General features: G+C 55.0%; 9 protein-coding genes. 3 read left to right on the top strand and 6 right to left on the bottom strand.

Translation table 11 applies throughout. The features are described from left to right. Positions 1-193 precede the first annotated feature (193 nt). Positions 194-751, bottom strand: coding sequence for a TetR/AcrR family transcriptional regulator (locus MTP39_RS12250; RefSeq protein WP_249240734.1), 558 nt, complete (start codon positions 749-751; stop codon positions 194-196). Positions 752-1,089: 338 nt separating this feature from the next. On the opposite strand from MTP39_RS12250, the gene MTP39_RS12245 reads away from it, so the two are divergent. Further along, complete coding sequence (locus MTP39_RS12245) at positions 1,090-1,569, top strand: cytochrome C (protein WP_249240733.1); 480 nt, start codon at positions 1,090-1,092, stop codon at positions 1,567-1,569. Between the two features lie 458 nt (positions 1,570-2,027). Here the strand turns inward: MTP39_RS12245 and MTP39_RS12240 are convergent, their stop codons facing one another. From MTP39_RS12240 to MTP39_RS12230, 3 genes are all read right to left on the bottom strand, one after another. Then, on the bottom strand, positions 2,028-2,780 hold the full coding sequence (locus MTP39_RS12240; protein WP_249240732.1) for a J domain-containing protein: 753 nt from the start codon (positions 2,778-2,780) through the stop codon (positions 2,028-2,030). 87 nt (positions 2,781-2,867) lie between these two features. Continuing rightward, positions 2,868-3,713, bottom strand: a complete 846-nt coding sequence (locus MTP39_RS12235; protein ID WP_249240731.1) for a DUF5685 family protein — start codon at positions 3,711-3,713, stop codon at positions 2,868-2,870. 6 nt (positions 3,714-3,719) lie between these two features. Next, on the bottom strand, positions 3,720-4,115 hold the full coding sequence (locus MTP39_RS12230) for a hypothetical protein (RefSeq protein ID WP_249240730.1): 396 nt from the start codon (positions 4,113-4,115) through the stop codon (positions 3,720-3,722). Positions 4,116-4,573: 458 nt separating this feature from the next. Between MTP39_RS12230 and MTP39_RS12225 the strand changes: the two genes are divergently transcribed. Further along, positions 4,574-7,732 carry a leucine-rich repeat protein gene (locus tag MTP39_RS12225; RefSeq protein WP_249240729.1) on the top strand — a complete coding sequence of 1,053 codons (3,159 nt, stop codon included), beginning with the start codon at positions 4,574-4,576 and terminating at the stop codon, positions 7,730-7,732. A gap of 92 nt (positions 7,733-7,824) precedes the next feature. Here the strand turns inward: MTP39_RS12225 and MTP39_RS12220 are convergent, their stop codons facing one another. Next, positions 7,825-10,209: a glycoside hydrolase family 2 protein gene (locus MTP39_RS12220; RefSeq protein WP_249240728.1), complete on the bottom strand. Its 2,385-nt coding sequence runs from the start codon at positions 10,207-10,209 to the stop codon at positions 7,825-7,827. Between the two features lie 298 nt (positions 10,210-10,507). On the opposite strand from MTP39_RS12220, the gene MTP39_RS12215 reads away from it, so the two are divergent. Continuing rightward, a complete protein-coding gene (locus tag MTP39_RS12215) occupies positions 10,508-15,148 on the top strand; it encodes a leucine-rich repeat protein (protein WP_249240727.1) in 4,641 nt (1,546 codons plus the stop codon). A gap of 90 nt (positions 15,149-15,238) precedes the next feature. On the opposite strand, the gene MTP39_RS12210 is transcribed toward MTP39_RS12215, so the two are convergent. Beyond that, positions 15,239-15,859 (bottom strand): flavodoxin family protein, encoded by a 621-nt coding sequence (locus MTP39_RS12210; protein WP_249240726.1) that lies wholly within the window; start codon positions 15,857-15,859, stop codon positions 15,239-15,241. Positions 15,860-16,026: the final 167 nt, after the last annotated feature.

Raw genomic sequence — 16,026 nt, 5'->3', positions numbered from 1 at the left:
GTTTTTCTCCTTTATTTGTTTTGATTGCAGTTTTTTTGATTTTATAGTGAACCGGCGCGGCAGAGCCGTACCGGAGGCATCGTAGGGAAAAGGGTTTACAGTAGTATGTTCTGCGGGGCACAGGAGCCAAATTGAACGATGTTCATATTCGAGCTTAAAAACATCCCACAAGGGCTGTGGGATGTTTTTTTACTTAATAAATGGTTCTGCGCACGATCTCCAGCACCGCAGAGGGGTCAAAGCTCTGCTGCACCACCGCGGACAGCATCAGGGAGAACAGGATGCCCGCGAACTGCTCCGGGGTGAACTGCTCGGTAAAAGCGTCAGGACGGACTTTGGCATCGTGGCGCAGCACGTTGCACAAGGCATCCAGAATGTGCTGCCATGTCTGCCGCATCTGCTGCTTGCCGTCGGCAGTGTCCTGTTGCACAAAACCCAGCGCATGGTGTGTGAAGAAGCCGGGATATTGCTGGCAGCCGTATTCCATCTGCCGGTACATCCACCGGATGCAGGACAGGGTGTCCTGAAACACGGCTTCGTCCTCCGGGTGGTGGAAGATGTCGTTCCAGATGCTTTCCACGGCTGCGCTTACCAGCTCGGTCTTGGAGCCGAAGTAGTTGTAGATGCAGCCCACAGAGACCCCGCAGGCGGCGGCGACCGCACGGATGTTGACCGCTGCCCAGCCGTTCTGCTGGATCAGCTCCCGGCTGGTTTTCAGGATGTCCGCCTTGGATGTTGCCATTGGATTCATACGCTCACCTCCCAACATGAACACTGTTCACGATGCACAGTATACAGCGGCGGTGGGGTGTTGTCAAGGGAAAAATAAAAATTTCTTGTCCGCTCCCCGGCAGGCACACGGGGCAGAGCGGAAGGGACATCAACGATTTGCTTCAAGTTTGCATTTCCTAAAATGTGCCAAATTCATGTCAAAATAGTAACAGTTCTTGTTTTATCGTTGATTTTTGCCGAAAAAAGCTTGCCTTTTTTGTCAACATGCGTATAATGAAAGAACATCAGGCCAACCAAGGCAGTTGGTATGCTGCCGGGGGCCTGACACCAACATAAGAATAAAAAGGAGATTTCCCTATGAAGCTCAAGACTGTTGCAATTGCCGCTGCCGCTCTGGCACTGGCTGTTGGCATGACCGCCTGCGGCGGCGCTGCCTCTACCGCTGCATCCTCCACCGCATCCTCTGCTGCTGCCTCTTCCGAGGCTGCTTCCTCCGAAGCCGCTTCCTCTGAGGCTGAGGCCACTTCTGCCGAGTACACTGTGTACAACACCACCGGCAGCAAGGTGACCGAGCTGTACCTGTACGATGCAGGCTCTGAGGACAAGGGCGAGAATCTGGCAGGCGAGGGTCTGGCTGACGGCGAGAGCGTCGTCATCACCCGCGATGTCGAGGCTGACAAGCAGGCTGACGTTGTCTACGTTCTGGAGTTCACCACCGAGGACGGCAATACCCAGAGCTTTGACACCCTGCACTATGAGGTGGCTCCTATCTCTCTGAAGAGCGTGGACGCTGCTGCCGGTGCTACCGCTATTGCTTTCGAGGCTCCCCAGAAGTAAGAGCGACCCCTTACATCCGCAAACAGAAAAAGGCTGCTGCACCGTGCGTGCAGCAGCCTTTTTTGGTAAGGTGGACGATTTTGAATGCGCTCCGCGATGCTCTGCGCATCAATAGCGGAATTTTATTTTTATTTGTAAATCGGGAAAATCTGCGGATTTTCCCGATTTACTTTTTCACGGGGAGAGATGCAGCGGTTGACAGGTAGTTTCCCTTTACGACCCCTCCTGTGAAAATGGGATAGCGGAACGCCCGCAGGCGTTCCGCTATCCCGAAATTTAAAATAATTTTTCCGCTGAATAGGACTAGAGTGCAACGACGACGACCGCCGCCAGCGGCGGAAACAGGGAGGAGTTGTTGGGGCAGCGGCCAGCAAGACGCGAGTGCCGCCCAAGGCACGATGCGGATGCTGGGTGCCGCAACCCGATAGCGGAAGCCATTTCAAATCGTCCTCTTCCCATCACATTCTGAATCCACGGAAGCCCCAGCCGCCGCAGCAGCAGTTGCACAGCAGGTTCAGCAAGATCATGCTCCAGCACCAGCGCAAAAGCCCGCCGGGCTGGGCGTAGGTGGTCTGGGTGCGGTAGGTCTGGCCGGGGTTCTGCATCCGGCGCAGATGCATCTGGTACTCGGTGTTGTTCGGGTCCAGCTGCACGGCGCGGCGGGCGTCCTGCAAAGCGTCCACGCTTTTGCCAAGCCCCTGATTGGCCAGCGAGGAGAGATAATACCACCGCGCATTGCGGCCGGTCATGCTGTCCAGCACCCGGCGCGCCTCGGCGTAGCGGCCATTGGCCACAAAGTTGCGGGCAGCCTGCATCTCCGGGGTATCCGTACCGGAAGCACTGGGCCCGGCCTGCTGGTAGCCGCCAAAGCCAAAACCGAAGCCAAAGGGGTCGAAGCCCTCAAACCCGTCAAAGCCGTCAAAACCGGTGTAGCCGTAGTTCTGCTGGCCGTAGCCCTGCTGCCCATAGCCTTGCCGGTTATAGCCCTGCTGCTGGTAACCGCCGTAGGGGTTGCCGCCCATCTGCGGGCCGGTGTCGCCCTTGGTAATGGCATCATAGGCGGCCTGCACCTCTTTGAAGTGCTCCTCGGCCGTGGGGTCGTTGGGGTTCAAATCCGGGTGCCAGCGCTTGCACTTGGCGCGGTATGCTTTTTTGATCTCGTCGTCGCTTGCGCCGCGCTGAACGCCCAGCACCTCATAGGGATCTCTCATGCTCGGTATACTTCCTCACTCATTATACTGACGGTACAGCACCGCTGCACCGCATCCGTTTTATTTTACCGGAATATCGGCATAAAATCAAGACGCATCGGGCTTTCCGGTGCGTTTTGCGTTTTTGCAGTTGTATTTCAGCCACACGCCGGAATACAGGATGTTGCGCAGCAGGTCTGCGTCCTCCACGCAGGGCAGACGCTCAAAGTTCTGCGCGCAGCGTGCCAGCAGCAGCTCAAAGATGTCCAGCATCTCTTCCTCGTAGTCCGGGCGGGTGCTCAGCTCCCGCAGGGGGTTGTACGCGCCCCGGCGCTTGTCGCGGGGCAGGTCGTCGTAGGCGTCCAGCAGGTAGATGAACTTGCCCAGATGGAAGCCGATGCTGCGCAGTTCCGGTGCCCAGCGGTCCTGCCGGTAGTCGAACAGTTCCGCCATCAGCGCACCGAAGCAGCCGGATACCGCGTCAAGGTCGGTGCTGCCGGCTGCCTCGTACTCGGCAAGCTTGGCGAGACACGCACGGATGGCATTGCACTGGCGCGGCCAGCGCAGAGCGGCTTCGGCGGTGCTGTTGTCCAGCAGGGCGCTGTACCCCAGCGCCAGCAGATTGCGGTCGTCCTGCCATTTGTCCTGCGCGTTATAGTAGTGCAGCGCCACGCTCAGGTCGGCGCAGTAGTCGGTAGGGTCGGCGCTGCGCCAAAGTACACCGTGTACCGGGTGGATGGGGCAGCGGCTGATGCCGCTGTCTGCGGGGGTCTCGCCCTCGTACAGACTGCACAGCAGGATGTTCAAAAAGGTTAGGTCATAGCTCAGGCTGAACCGTCCCCGCAGCCCGTGCAAAGCGTCGATGCGGCGGCACAGCCCGCAGTAGGCCGAGCGGTAGCGGCTCTGCGCTTCCGGGCTGAGGCTGGCCCGATCCGGTATCACATATCCAAACATGGCGGCTCAGCTCTTTTTGATGAACTGGGTGCCGCAGCGCGGGCAGGAGATCTGGATGCGCCCGCGTCCCCGGGGCACGCGCAGCTTCTGGCGGCACTGGGGGCAGCGATAGTAGTGGTACAGCTTGCGGTTGGCCCACTGCTCCTTCAGGCTGCGGAACTTGTTGCTGAACCGGTCCTTCAGGCTGTAAAAGCGGTAGTTCTCCTCGGTGCGCTTGGAGATGTTGCGGCTCAGGCTGCGGTAGTAGCACAAGATCAGCAGCGCCGCGCCCAGCCATGTGAACAGGGAAACGCGGGTAAGCAGCGACAGCAGCAGCATCACGATGGAGCTCATGCTCAAAAACTGGTTCAGGCCATCGGTGCCGTAGCGGCCAACCATGAATTGACGGAATTTTTCTCTCATAGGTTTTCGCATCCTCTTCTCTGGGGCTTTACACACGGAAACGCAGGGCAGCAGCGCCGCCCTGCGGAATACTTTGTACTTCTAGAATATCAGCCAACCATGATAAAATTTTGAACAGACTGCAAATCTATCATGAAAGGACGAAAATCAACCGGGATTCAGGAAAAAATAACCATTTGAAAATATAATACCACAAAGTTGTGAACGAAAAAAGCGCTTACAGAAGGGTTTGCACCATTTTTCCACAGAGAAAGCGGGCAACGGGGAACAAAAACGAATATGGCCGAGGAAGTGTGGCGTATTTGCACAAAAAAGACGCTGAATTCTGTCAATGTGAACGAATTCTTCCGATGACTGGAAATTTGCCGGAGAAAGGGTTGCGGAAATGCGGCATGCGGGCGTAAAATGTAACAAAGTGGTTGGTATGACCGCTCGGAAATAAAAAAGGAGGAACGTGTATGAAAAAACTTATGCGGCTGCTGGCAGCAGTGCTGGCACTGACGATGCTGTGCGAGATGCTGCCGCTGGCGGCGTTTGCCCAGTCCGACATCGGGCAGGCGGTAACGGCTGCGGTGCAGGGGATTGAGGAAGAAAACAGCCTTTCGGGTTCTTGCGGAGAAAATGCGACTTGGGAGTTTGACTATAGCACACTGACTATCAGCGGAACCGGTGCAATGGAAGACTATGGTTTTTACGATAAAGCACCTTGGTACGAATATATGTATTATATCAATAAAGTTGTAATCCAGAAAGGTATTACAAGTATCGGAAAAAATGCGTTTTGGGACTGCGAATGTTTGACAGGTGTTACAATTCCGGAAGGTGTGGAATCCATTGGAGATAACGCGTTTTCGATCTGTAAAAGGCTGCGGCGTATTACAATTCCAGACGGCGTAACACATATTGGAAGGGGTGCATTCTGGGGTTGCGTAAGATTGGTAGATATCACCCTTCCGGAAAGTGCAACAAGCATTGGGGAAGGTGCAACAAGCATTGGGGATGGTGCATTTGAAGACTGCGATGCAATAGAGAACATTGCGCTTCCATCTGGTATGACAAGTATCGCAGCTCGTACATTTTCTGGCTGCCGTGCATTGAAGAATATTGTGATTCCGGACGGAGTGACAAGTATTGGGGAACACGCGTTTAGCTATTGTGGCCTGACGGATATCATGATTCCGGAAAATGTAGAATATATTGGCGAGTGGGCCTTCCGCGGTTGCGAAAAGCTGGAAAGCATTGTGATTCCTGACGGTATAACAAGCATTGGAGATTATACGTTCTGCGAGTGCAGCAGTTTGACAGATATTACGCTTCCCGAAAGTGTGGAGAGCATTGGCAAACATGCATTTGAAAAGAGCTCCATAACAAATATTACGTTTTCGGACAATGTGACAAGCATCGGAGAATCTGCGTTTGCTCAGTGCAATCAATTAACAGATGTTTACTACGGCGGCTCAGAAGAAAAATGGAAAGAAATCGACATCAGCATTTCTAACGATCCGCTTATAAATGCGACCATTCATTATAATTATTCCGGCACAGAGGAAAAACCGAGCAAAGAGTTTGAGTTTAAAAAGGATAATCTGAGTTTTTTGAATAATAGAGGATACTTCTTTTCGTTTGAAGATCGCTTCGTACATGCGGTCAATCAGACGATTCTTCTTAAACCGTTTAGCGAATCAACACAAAATACAAACTATTCGTACCGAATTTCAAATGAGAAATTTAATCAATTGATTGAAGGACTTACACCGGCTACTAAAAAATATATTACGAGCAATCGCTTTGCCGAGTGGGGTGGCTCTTGCCGGGGAATGTCTACAGTTGTGATGCTTCATTATTCCTACCCGGATAGGATCAAACTTTCAAACCTGCCGTCAGTAGCTACAGATACTGTATATGAACTATCTTCGCCAAAAGAAAATTCGGATGTGCAGGATTTAGTTAACTATTACCAACTCGCACAGTACTTGCCGACATATCAGTTAAAAAAAGCCAAAACTCGAACGGACTCTTTTAATAATTTTGAGGAAACGCTTGCGGATTTGATTGCAGCTTTGAAAAAACAGCCTGTGCTTATTGGAATGGCAAGCAATGATGGTGGACACGCGGTTGTTTTTCTTGAAATATTGGAAGAACTGGAAGATTATTACCGAATCAGTATTTATGATCCCAATTATACAGAGCCGCAGACATTAGTCCTTTTTAAAACGCCGTATGCTATGGGCGGAGATGAAAAAGGCGATGACTATGGTTATATGCATGTAATGTACGGGGATTATAAATATATCACCAGCTATATCAAAGCAGACGATTTAAAGAACTTAGACATCAGAAGCTATTTTGGAATGGATGACCATGAATATTACACGAATTATGACATTTCGTATACAAGCATTGCGCCGGGATCGGATATCTCGCTGAGTGTAAACAACGAACTGTATTTCGTTATTAAAAATGGACAAATTGCCGAGAAAAACTCGCTGGTCAATACATTTTATGACGAGGGAGAAGATACTGCCGGTGCTTCTAAGCTTAATATCACCTACCCTGCTATTCAAAGTGGAGATAAAATTGAATTAGAACTCACACCGCGTGAGGACATTTCTGATGCAAGCATTCTCCTCAATGATACATTGCTCAATGTTTCCTCCGACGGCCCTGTAAAACTGACCTACGATGAATCCGCCCGCACGGTGGATGTGAAAGCGGACGACCCCACTGCGGTGAGCCTGCTGATGACCCAGAACACGGTCAACGATTCGTGGCCTTGGCACAGCTGGGCAGTGGATACCACAGGCACCACCACCCTCCATGCCGAACTGGACAGCGAAGGATTGCACCTGACCGGTGACGGCCTGACCGGTGCCAAGTATGCCACCGAGAATGCAGATACAGAGCAGACCAGCAAGGGCACCGTCAATGTCCGGCCGGATGAAACCGGCAAGACCAGTGTGACCATCATCAACAAAAATGATGGTGACACCGATGATACCGAAGTCAAGGGCGAGGACAAGGCGGAAGAAACCACCTATACCGTTACGGTGAACGGTGGTACGGCATCCCCTGCCAAGGCAAAGGAAGGCGAGACCGTTACCATCACCGCAGAAAAGACGGATACCTTCCAGAACTGGACGGTCGTGACAGGCGGCATCACGCTGGAAAACGAGAACCTTCCCACCACGACCTTCACGATGGGCAAAGAAAATGTCGTTATAACGGCAAACTATTCGAGCGGCGGCAATATCACGCCGCCAAGCCCCGGTGAACCGGGACAGTCCCCCTCCGATGATGGCGGCGCAGGCATTGTGCTGGCCATCGGTGCCGCGGCAACCGTGGCGGCAGGCATTGGTGCTATTGCGTTGATGCCGGTCAAGGTAGAGGGCAAGGTAGAACTGGCCGACCATACCGCGCTGCCCGGTGCAAAGATCGCGCTGCTGCAAAACGGGAAGGTCGTGGCGCAGACCACCACCGATGCAGACGGTAAGTTTGCACTCAAGGTCAAGCGCGGCAGCTATGAATTGACGGCGGCTTATACGGATGCCAACGGGCAGCTGATGCACAAAACCGCTTCCTTCAAAGCACCTGCAAAGAACCTGACTGTGACATTCTGACCCCGGCAATGAGAAACCGATAAAAACATAAAAACCCGGAACCATCCTGCCCCTTTAAGGGGAAATGGTTCCGGGTTTTGTGTTGCAAAAAATTACCGGCAGCGCACAGTGAGCACCGCTTCGGTGTCCAGCGCGCCCTCCATGCGGCAGTGCAGCACGGCGCGTCCGGCCTCGCCGGTGGTGGCAAGGTAGGTGCCCGCCATGCCGCCCCGCAGGGGCACCACGCTGGGGCCCAGAATTTTCAGCGGCCCCTCCACGGACAGGCAGACGGCCTCGCCGCAGTAGGGCAGCAGGTTGCCGTTCTGGTCGATGGCGCGCAGGCTGACCGCAGCACAATCCCATGTGGGGCCATCGGTCAGCAGGGGGTTATGCACGGTGCATTCCAGCCGGACGCTCTGCACCGGCTCCCGCACCACAGTGCGCACGGCGCGGCCATGCCACACCGCCTCGAACCGGTACACCGGCGCGGAGCTGCCCAGCACACCGATGTATTTGTAGTACATTCGCAGCAGCTCGTTCCAGCTCAGCCGCAGCGAGAGCATCCGCGCCTTGGAAAGGGGCGAAAGCACCATGGCGTCCCGCCGCAGCTCGTTAAGAATGGCAGCGACCTGCGCACTGGTGGTGTGATCCATGCCCTCGTACTTTTCCAGCAGCGAGCCCACAAAATCGTTGATCTCGATGGGCGGGTGGGGCAGGGCGGCAAAGCGTCCTCGGCGGTCGGGGGTAAACTCGGCCACAAAGTCATTGCCGCGGTACAGCCGCACGCTCTCGGCGTTGGTGAACACCCAGCAGGCGGCGGCTGCGCCGCCGGGCAGGTCGCCCAGCGTCATGGCAGAGGAGACCTCCAGCACGATGTCGGAGGGGGCGCGGGGCGTTTTCTGACTGGCATAGACGGCGGCGGAGAGTTTCGGGTTGCGGAACAGGTCCATCACACCGTGGTAGCAGATGCGGTCGCCGCTGCCAAACTCCCGGTGGGTGTTGTAGTCGGTCATGCACCAGCCAAAGCTGCCCGCCACGCCCGGCTGGGCGATGCTGTCGTTCAGCACGGCGGCGTGGTGCAGCGCCTGTACCAGACGGTGGGGTTCGTCGTCAAAGGGCTTGGCAGGGAAGTTCTGCCCGCCGAATTCGCTGATGAGGTAGCCCTTGCGGGTGTCGGGGGTCACGGCGGCGCGGTTCTCGCAGCCCGCGCCGCGCCCGGCGTAGGAATAATCGTTGTAGGCGTAAACGTCCTCCAGCAGTTGGCTTTTGCGGGTGCTGCGGGTGCCCGCCGTGGGGCGGGTGGGGTCCAGTCGGTGGATGGCTTCGTTGGTGCGCTTGTAAAAAGCTTCGTTGTCAGGGCTGCCGCAGATGCGGGCACCCCACAAAAAGATGCTGGGATGGTTGCGGTACTGGCACACCATCTCCCGGCAGTTCTGCAGCGCCTGCGCCTGCCACACTTCGTCACCGATGTGCTGCCAGCCGGGCATCTCGATAAATACCAGCAGACCCAGCTCATCGCAGGCGTCCAGAAACGCCGGGCTGGGGGGCGCATAGCAGGTGCGCACGGCGTTGCAGCCCAGCTCCTTTTTCAGCAGCTGAGCGTCCAGCCGCTGGATGCTGTCCGGCATGGCGTAGCCCTGATAGGGGTAACTCTGGTGCCGGTCAAGACCGCGCAACTCCACCCGCTGCCCGTTCAGGTACAGCCCGCCCGCCACGAACTGCACGGTGCGGAAGCCGAACCGCACGGTCTTTTCGTCCAGCACCCGGTCGGGCAGACCGCCGGTGCCGGGGCGGATGAGCCGCACGGTCAGGGTGTACAGGGTAGGGTGCTCCAGGCTCCACGGGTGCACGTTGTTCAGCGTGCCGGTGATGGGCAGGGAAAGCTCACCGCTGTACACCGCCCGGCTCCCGGCGGGGCTGCGGATCTCGGCCTGTAGGGTGCAGCCGATGGTCTCGCCCACGGTGGCGGTGTAGATGCGGAAATCACCCTCCGCCTTTGCTTCAATAAACACGTCCCGCAGATAGGCGGGCTCCTTGATATCCAGACTGACGGCGCGGTAGATGCCGCCGTAGGTCAGCGCATCCAGCTGCCCGCCGAAGGGCGGGATGTTCAGATCCTCCCGGCTGTCGCAGCGCACAGCCACCACGTTTTTCTGTCCCAGACGCAGCGCGCCGGTCAGGTCCACCGTAAAGGCGGTGTAGCCGCAGCCATGGTGGAACACCCGTCGCCCGTTGCAGAACACGGTGGCGTCGTGCGCCACCGCCCCAAAGGTAAGCAGCACGGTGCGGCCCAGCCACTCCTTGGGCGCAAAAAACTCCCGCCGGTAGCCGCACAGGCGCTGGTAGTCGTTCTCGCTGCAATAGTTATAGGGCAGGGGCTTGACCGTGTGGGGCAGCCGCACCGGGGTAAGGGAAAGCTCCGGGCACTCCGGGCGCACCAGCGCCGGGTCAAAGGTGGGGGCGAACAGCCAGCCCTCGTTCCAATCGTAGTGTTCCATAGCAGGATCTCCGTCTGAGTGATAAGCTTATAGAGGTATGGTATCACAAAGTTATGAACGAAAAAAGCATTCACGCCCCTTTTGTGCCGGAACAGCAGAAATTTTGCAGTGCGCGGAAGCTGCCGATGACAGGTTGCCCAATAAATGCCGGGTGAAAATTGTGCAACCATCCAAAAAAGAATCGGATGGGCAGAAAAAGGGAAAAAAGGGCTGAAAATACCGCGAAAAGCGGTACAATAAAAAACAGAAGTATAGGGTATGCTTCCGGTGCAAATAAAATAGAAAGGAATTATGAACAATGAAACGAATCCTTGCGGTGTTTCTGACACTGGCAATGGCGCTGAACATTGCGCCCATGGCGGCTTTTGCGGCTGCGGACAGCGATGCGGCATCCATTGTTGCAGTGGAAGAAACCAACGAGACCTCCTCGCCCCAGCTGGACGAGGAAACGGCGAGAGCCATCGCATCCGACCCGTTTTTGCAGACAGCCTATGCCCAAACGGAACAGGAGCAGACACAACAGAAAGCAACTTCTGAAATGTCGGTGACGGGTACGAACAGCTTGGGCAAGCTGCTGGTGAACGGCATCGAGGAACAAAACGGAGCGTCCAGCGGCAGCACCAGCCGTGTTACCAAATTGAAGATGGACGGCAGCACGGCGAAAGTGACGTTTGTGACGGAGAGTGCGGCCGATTTGGTGGTGGCAGTCTACACAGACAGCACTGCCGAAGAGATGGTGGCCAGCGGTACTGTGAAGGTGTTTAGCGATGATACGTCGGCATCGGTGACAATTCAGGGCGAGCTCCCGGAGTATTACACGGTAAAGGCGTTTCTACTGGCTCAGGAAAGCCACGAACCGCTGAGCCCGGTCTACACGGATCAGTCCAACAATGAGGCTATCAAGGATCTGGAAAATGCAACGGCAGATAAGTTCCCGGAAGATCGTGTCATCCAACTGGACAATCAGGATACCACGACGAACTTTGCGGTGGTGAACGACAATACCACGCTGGTGACTTATGAAAACAATACAGATGACCGGAATCAGGTCATTGAAGCAGACGATGACGGCCTGGAGTACATCATCAGAAACCCGGATGAAAGCATCCGCAGCCTGCAGCCGGGCAGAATCCTGACCTATGAGTATGAACCGGGTCAGTTGCTGATCGTCCGGGTGAAGAGCATTGAGGTTGAGGACGATCGGGTGACGATCCAAGGTGATGATGATCTGGAACTGACCGATGTGTTCGATGTGCTGAAACTTGAGGAATCAGCAGGTTCCGGTGAATTTATCCATAGCAACGAGGGCATGGACCCAGCCGTAGAATATCTGGGTGTACATGAAGATACGACGGATCAGACGAACAAGGTACACATTGAGGATGGCGGCATTACGGATACGATCCCCATTGTAGATACGAACGTCCATGATTTCAAGGTTGATGGAAGCGGCAAGAGCGATGCAGCTGGCTCACTTACTGCTAAGGTGACCGGTACACTGTCGCTGAACGTCAACATGGACTTTGCTTATTTTATTTCGGCAGGCCGTCAGTATGCTTTACTGTCGGACGATGTCAATCTTTCGGGATCGGTTTCTGTGAGCGGTGCAGTTACGACCAAGTTCCCGCTTGGCTTGCTCCATACCCCGAAAGGGCTGCAAAAACTTGGCGTTGAAGCGGAAATCACCCCGAATTTTGTGGTGGAAGTTACAGCAAAGTTTTCCTTTAAATTCCAATATTCACAGTATACAGAGTTCTATTATTCCAACACCTTGCCGGATGGTTATGAAGATCGAAGCGAACCGGGTAAGGGCAGCGTAGAACCCGTCAAGGAAAATGGCACCAGTACGTCGGTGGAAATCCAGATCTTTGTTGGTGTGGAAATAGGCCCGAAGATTGATGCTCTGGACAAGCTGCACATGGAGTGCAAACTCAAGGGCGGCGGACAGGTCACATTGAAACTCTCTGATCCGGGCGATGGCATAAAACATGACTGTGCGATTTGCTTTGATATTTCCATGTCTGTGGTCGGTAAACTTACGATCTCGCTTATCATCTGGAAGAAGGATCTAACCAAGGGCACGATCCCGGCAGAACTCAAGTTTTTGGATATCAAGCTCGGCGACTTCTACTGGTCGTTGGATTACGACGAGTTCGGTGCCGATCATTGCCCACATTTGAGTTATCGAGTGCGAACGCAGCTGGACGGCATCAGCAAGGCGGGCATCACCATCTACGAGAGAGATTACACGAGTAATGCGCTCCATCCCACGACGACCAAACTAGGCACGACTGATGCAAATGGTACGTTCGATGCGTACCTGAAACCGGGCTGGCATGAGTTGGTGGCTGTGGTAAATCAGAACGGAGAGGACAAGGAGTACAGCGGCCAAGTGACACTCGAGAAAAAGCCGACGACCCTTGTGCTGAAAACGAAAGCCGGAACGGTCACACCCAATCCGGATCCCGATACGCCCGATACCCCGGTGTACGATGTCTGGACGCTGAAAAACGGCGTGCTGACGGTAGAAAAGATGGGCTTCTACAGCAAAAAAGAGGATGCACCGTGGAACGACTCCCGGGATAAAATCAAGGAAATCGTGATCGCAGGTGATATGATTACCCTGATCGAAAAGTGTGCCTTTGAGGACTGCACGAATCTGACCAAGGTGACGTTCAACCATCATATTGCAGGATTCTACGATAACGCGTTCAAGGGCTGCACATCCATCACGGATGTATACTGCCTGAACGATACCATGAGACAATGGCTGAAGCTCGATGCAGGAAAGGGCAACGAAAGTATTATGGGGGCCAAGATCCACTGTACGGATGGTACGCTCCTAAGCTCCGGTACCTGTGGCAAAAGCCTGAACTGGATCCTTTCGGAAGATGGAACGCTCCGTATCACAGGTACAGGCAATATGGATGCAGACCCGACGTGGCCCAAGGAGCAAATCGTAAAGGTAGTGGTCGGCAAGGGCGCGACCAGTATCAGCGCTAAAGCTTTTATGGACTGCACGAACCTGACCACGATTTCTCTGCCGGAAACGCTCAGAACCATTGGAACCAGTGCGTTCTATGGTTGCAGCAATCTGGATGGCGTCACCCTTCCGAGCAGCCTGACCGCCATCGGCACAAGCGCATTTGCCGAGTGTACGGCATTGACCAGTGTGGCAATTCCGTCTGGCGTGACGACCGTTAACATGGAAGCTTTCAAGAACTGCAAGAGCCTGACGGAGGTGACGGTTGCTGCCGGTGTTCAGAAGATCGACGATAATGTTTTCGAGGGCTGCGAAAATCTGGAAAGCATTTTGCTGCCGAGCAGTCTGAAGACTCTGGGATGGTATGCATTCTGGAATTGCAAGAGCCTGAAGAGTGTGACGATTCCCAACGGTGTCACCAGCATTGGAGATTGGATGTTTATGGGCTGCTCAAGCCTGACGGAAGTTTCTATTCAGGGAAAAGTAACGGAGATCGGCAAGGGTGCTTTTAAGGACTGCACAAATCTGGAAAGTATTTCGCTGCCGGATAGTGTGAGCAAAATTGACTGGTGGGCTTTCGATAGTTGTACAAAGCTGAAGAGCATCAATCTTCCGGCAGGCTTGAAAGAACTTGGCTTCTGCGCGTTCGTGGACTGCAGCAGTCTGGAAAGCATTACCATTCCGGGCGGTGTGCAGGTCATTAATGATCGGACGTTTATGAAGTGCACGAATCTGCAAAGCGCTGTGATTCAGCCCGGTGTGACGGCAATTGAAGACGGCGCGTTCCAAGAGTGCATCAATCTGGAAAACCTTGAACTTCCGGATACGCTGCAGAAAATTGTCTCTGCTGCATTTTCGGGCTGTGATAAACTGACGGAAATTAAGATCCCGGCAGGTGTGACGGAAATCGAAAGATTTGCGTTTGCGGGGTGTCCCATTAAGGAGATTGCAATTCCGGCAGGCGTGACCAAAATCATGGAGGCTACATTTGAATATTGCAGAGAACTGCGGAAAGTAGATCTTCCGGCAGGCTTGACAGAAATCGAAGAGTATGCATTCTATGGATGCGAAAAGTTGCAGAGCATTATCATCCCGGATGGTGTGACAACCCTCAATGAACGAACCTTTGAAGACTGCACAGCTCTGGCAGAGATTTCCTTGCCGGAAAATCTGACGACTATTATTGGAGATTATGTGTTCCTTAATTGTAAAAGCTTGAAAACGGTCATTTATCGGGGAACCATGGCACAGTGGAATGCGAATCCGAATGTCTGCAAAAAATTCCCGTATGTTGCCACCATCCACTGCACCGATGGCGACATTGTCCCCAATACGGAAAACTCCATCACCACCGGTACGGCTTCCACTTCAGACAGCAAGTTCCAGGCTGCCTTTGCGAATGCCAAGGCAGGCAAGGAGTATGTGGTGCTTGTCAGCCGCTCCGGCAGCGACCCGCTGAATGCGGACAACCTGATCTACATCAACCAGATCACGGCAGATGCCGATGGCGAGCTGACTGTGCCGTTTATTACGGCAGCAGACGCAGCAGAGATGACCTATGTGGTCGCCTGCGCACAGGATGATGCAACGGTCGAACCCGGCCAGCCCGGCGGGGACGAGCCCTCTTCCGGCGGTGACGGCGGCGGCGCGGCCATTATCCTGATCGGCGGCGTGGCAGCTGTGGCGGCGGTAGCCGGTGTGGTGCTGCTGATGCCGGTCAAGGTGGAAGGCACCGTGAAGCTGGCCGACCAGCCTGTGGCAAATACCACCGTACAGGTGCTGAAGGGTGATGCCGTCAAGGCAGAAACCGTGACGGACGCAAACGGCCACTTTACCGTCAAGGTAAAGCGCGGCGGCTATACCCTGCGTGTGCAGTGGACGGACGCCAGCGGCCAGCCTGTGACGCGCACGGTGGACTTCAAGGCACCCGACGCAAATCTGAACGTGGCGGCATAAGCTGCGCGTAACAGAAAAGCAGACCCAATAAAAAGACCGGAACGGCCTTGCCTTTTAGGGGCAGAGCAGTTCCGGTCTTTTGTGCGTTTTTTAGCGGATAAAGCTGGTCATGGGGCGGGGCGGGTTCTGCGGATGGTCGATACCGGCAGCCTTACCGGCCTCGATGCAGTGCAGCAGCCATGCCATGTTGCGGCCCAGTTCCTGCATCACGGCGCAGCCCTCGGCGTCCTGCAGCACCTGCTCGGGGTTGGAGCCGTGCACCATGGCCCAGTAGGAGCCGTTGACCAGCGGCATCTGGAAGAACTGGGGGTATTTGACCAGCTGGTCAAGGGTGGAGGTGGTGCCGGCGCGGCGGGCAGAGCAGCAGACGGCGGCGGGCTTGTAGGCCAGATACTTGCCGCCCGCGTAGGCCAGACGGTCCATAAAGCTGGCCATGTTGCCCGCAGCAGAGGCGTAGTGCACCGGACTGCCGAACACAAAGGCGTCGGCGGTCTTGGCCTTCTCGATGGCCTCGTTGACCACGCCGCCGAATACGCACCCGCTGCCGCTGCGGCAGCCGCCGCAGCCGATGCAGCCGCCCACGGGCTGACCGCCGACGTGCAGGATCTCGGTCTCGATACCCTGTGCCTTCAGCTCCCCGGCAATAAGGGAAAGGGCGGTGTAGGTGCAGCCCTTCTCGTGGGGGCTGCCGTTGATGAGCAGAACTTTCATGCTGTATACTCTCCTTTGCTGAAATGCGCCGTAAAATGCGCAATATTGCTGCTATGATTGTAGCACAAAGCCGTCCGCAGCGCAATGCGGGCTCTTGACAATGCTATGCAGTTGGGAGATAATAAAGGATACGAAAGAGTTCAAACCGGCTGCCGCGGGGGCGGCAG

Source organism: Faecalibacterium sp. I3-3-33, from assembly GCF_023347295.1.
GTDB lineage: Bacteria > Bacillota > Clostridia > Oscillospirales > Ruminococcaceae > Faecalibacterium.
This window is presented reverse-complemented; position numbering and strand designations above follow the sequence as displayed.

Coding starts and splice junctions, on each gene's coding strand:
- MTP39_RS12250 (WP_249240734.1), bottom strand. CDS start 751: ATGAATCCAATGGCAACATCCAAGGCGGACATCCTGAAAACCAGCCGG.
- MTP39_RS12245 (WP_249240733.1), top strand. CDS start 1,090: ATGAAGCTCAAGACTGTTGCAATTGCCGCTGCCGCTCTGGCACTGGCT.
- MTP39_RS12240 (WP_249240732.1), bottom strand. CDS start 2,780: ATGAGAGATCCCTATGAGGTGCTGGGCGTTCAGCGCGGCGCAAGCGAC.
- MTP39_RS12235 (WP_249240731.1), bottom strand. CDS start 3,713: ATGTTTGGATATGTGATACCGGATCGGGCCAGCCTCAGCCCGGAAGCG.
- MTP39_RS12230 (WP_249240730.1), bottom strand. CDS start 4,115: ATGAGAGAAAAATTCCGTCAATTCATGGTTGGCCGCTACGGCACCGAT.
- MTP39_RS12225 (WP_249240729.1), top strand. CDS start 4,574: ATGAAAAAACTTATGCGGCTGCTGGCAGCAGTGCTGGCACTGACGATG.
- MTP39_RS12220 (WP_249240728.1), bottom strand. CDS start 10,209: ATGGAACACTACGATTGGAACGAGGGCTGGCTGTTCGCCCCCACCTTT.
- MTP39_RS12215 (WP_249240727.1), top strand. CDS start 10,508: ATGAAACGAATCCTTGCGGTGTTTCTGACACTGGCAATGGCGCTGAAC.
- MTP39_RS12210 (WP_249240726.1), bottom strand. CDS start 15,859: ATGAAAGTTCTGCTCATCAACGGCAGCCCCCACGAGAAGGGCTGCACC.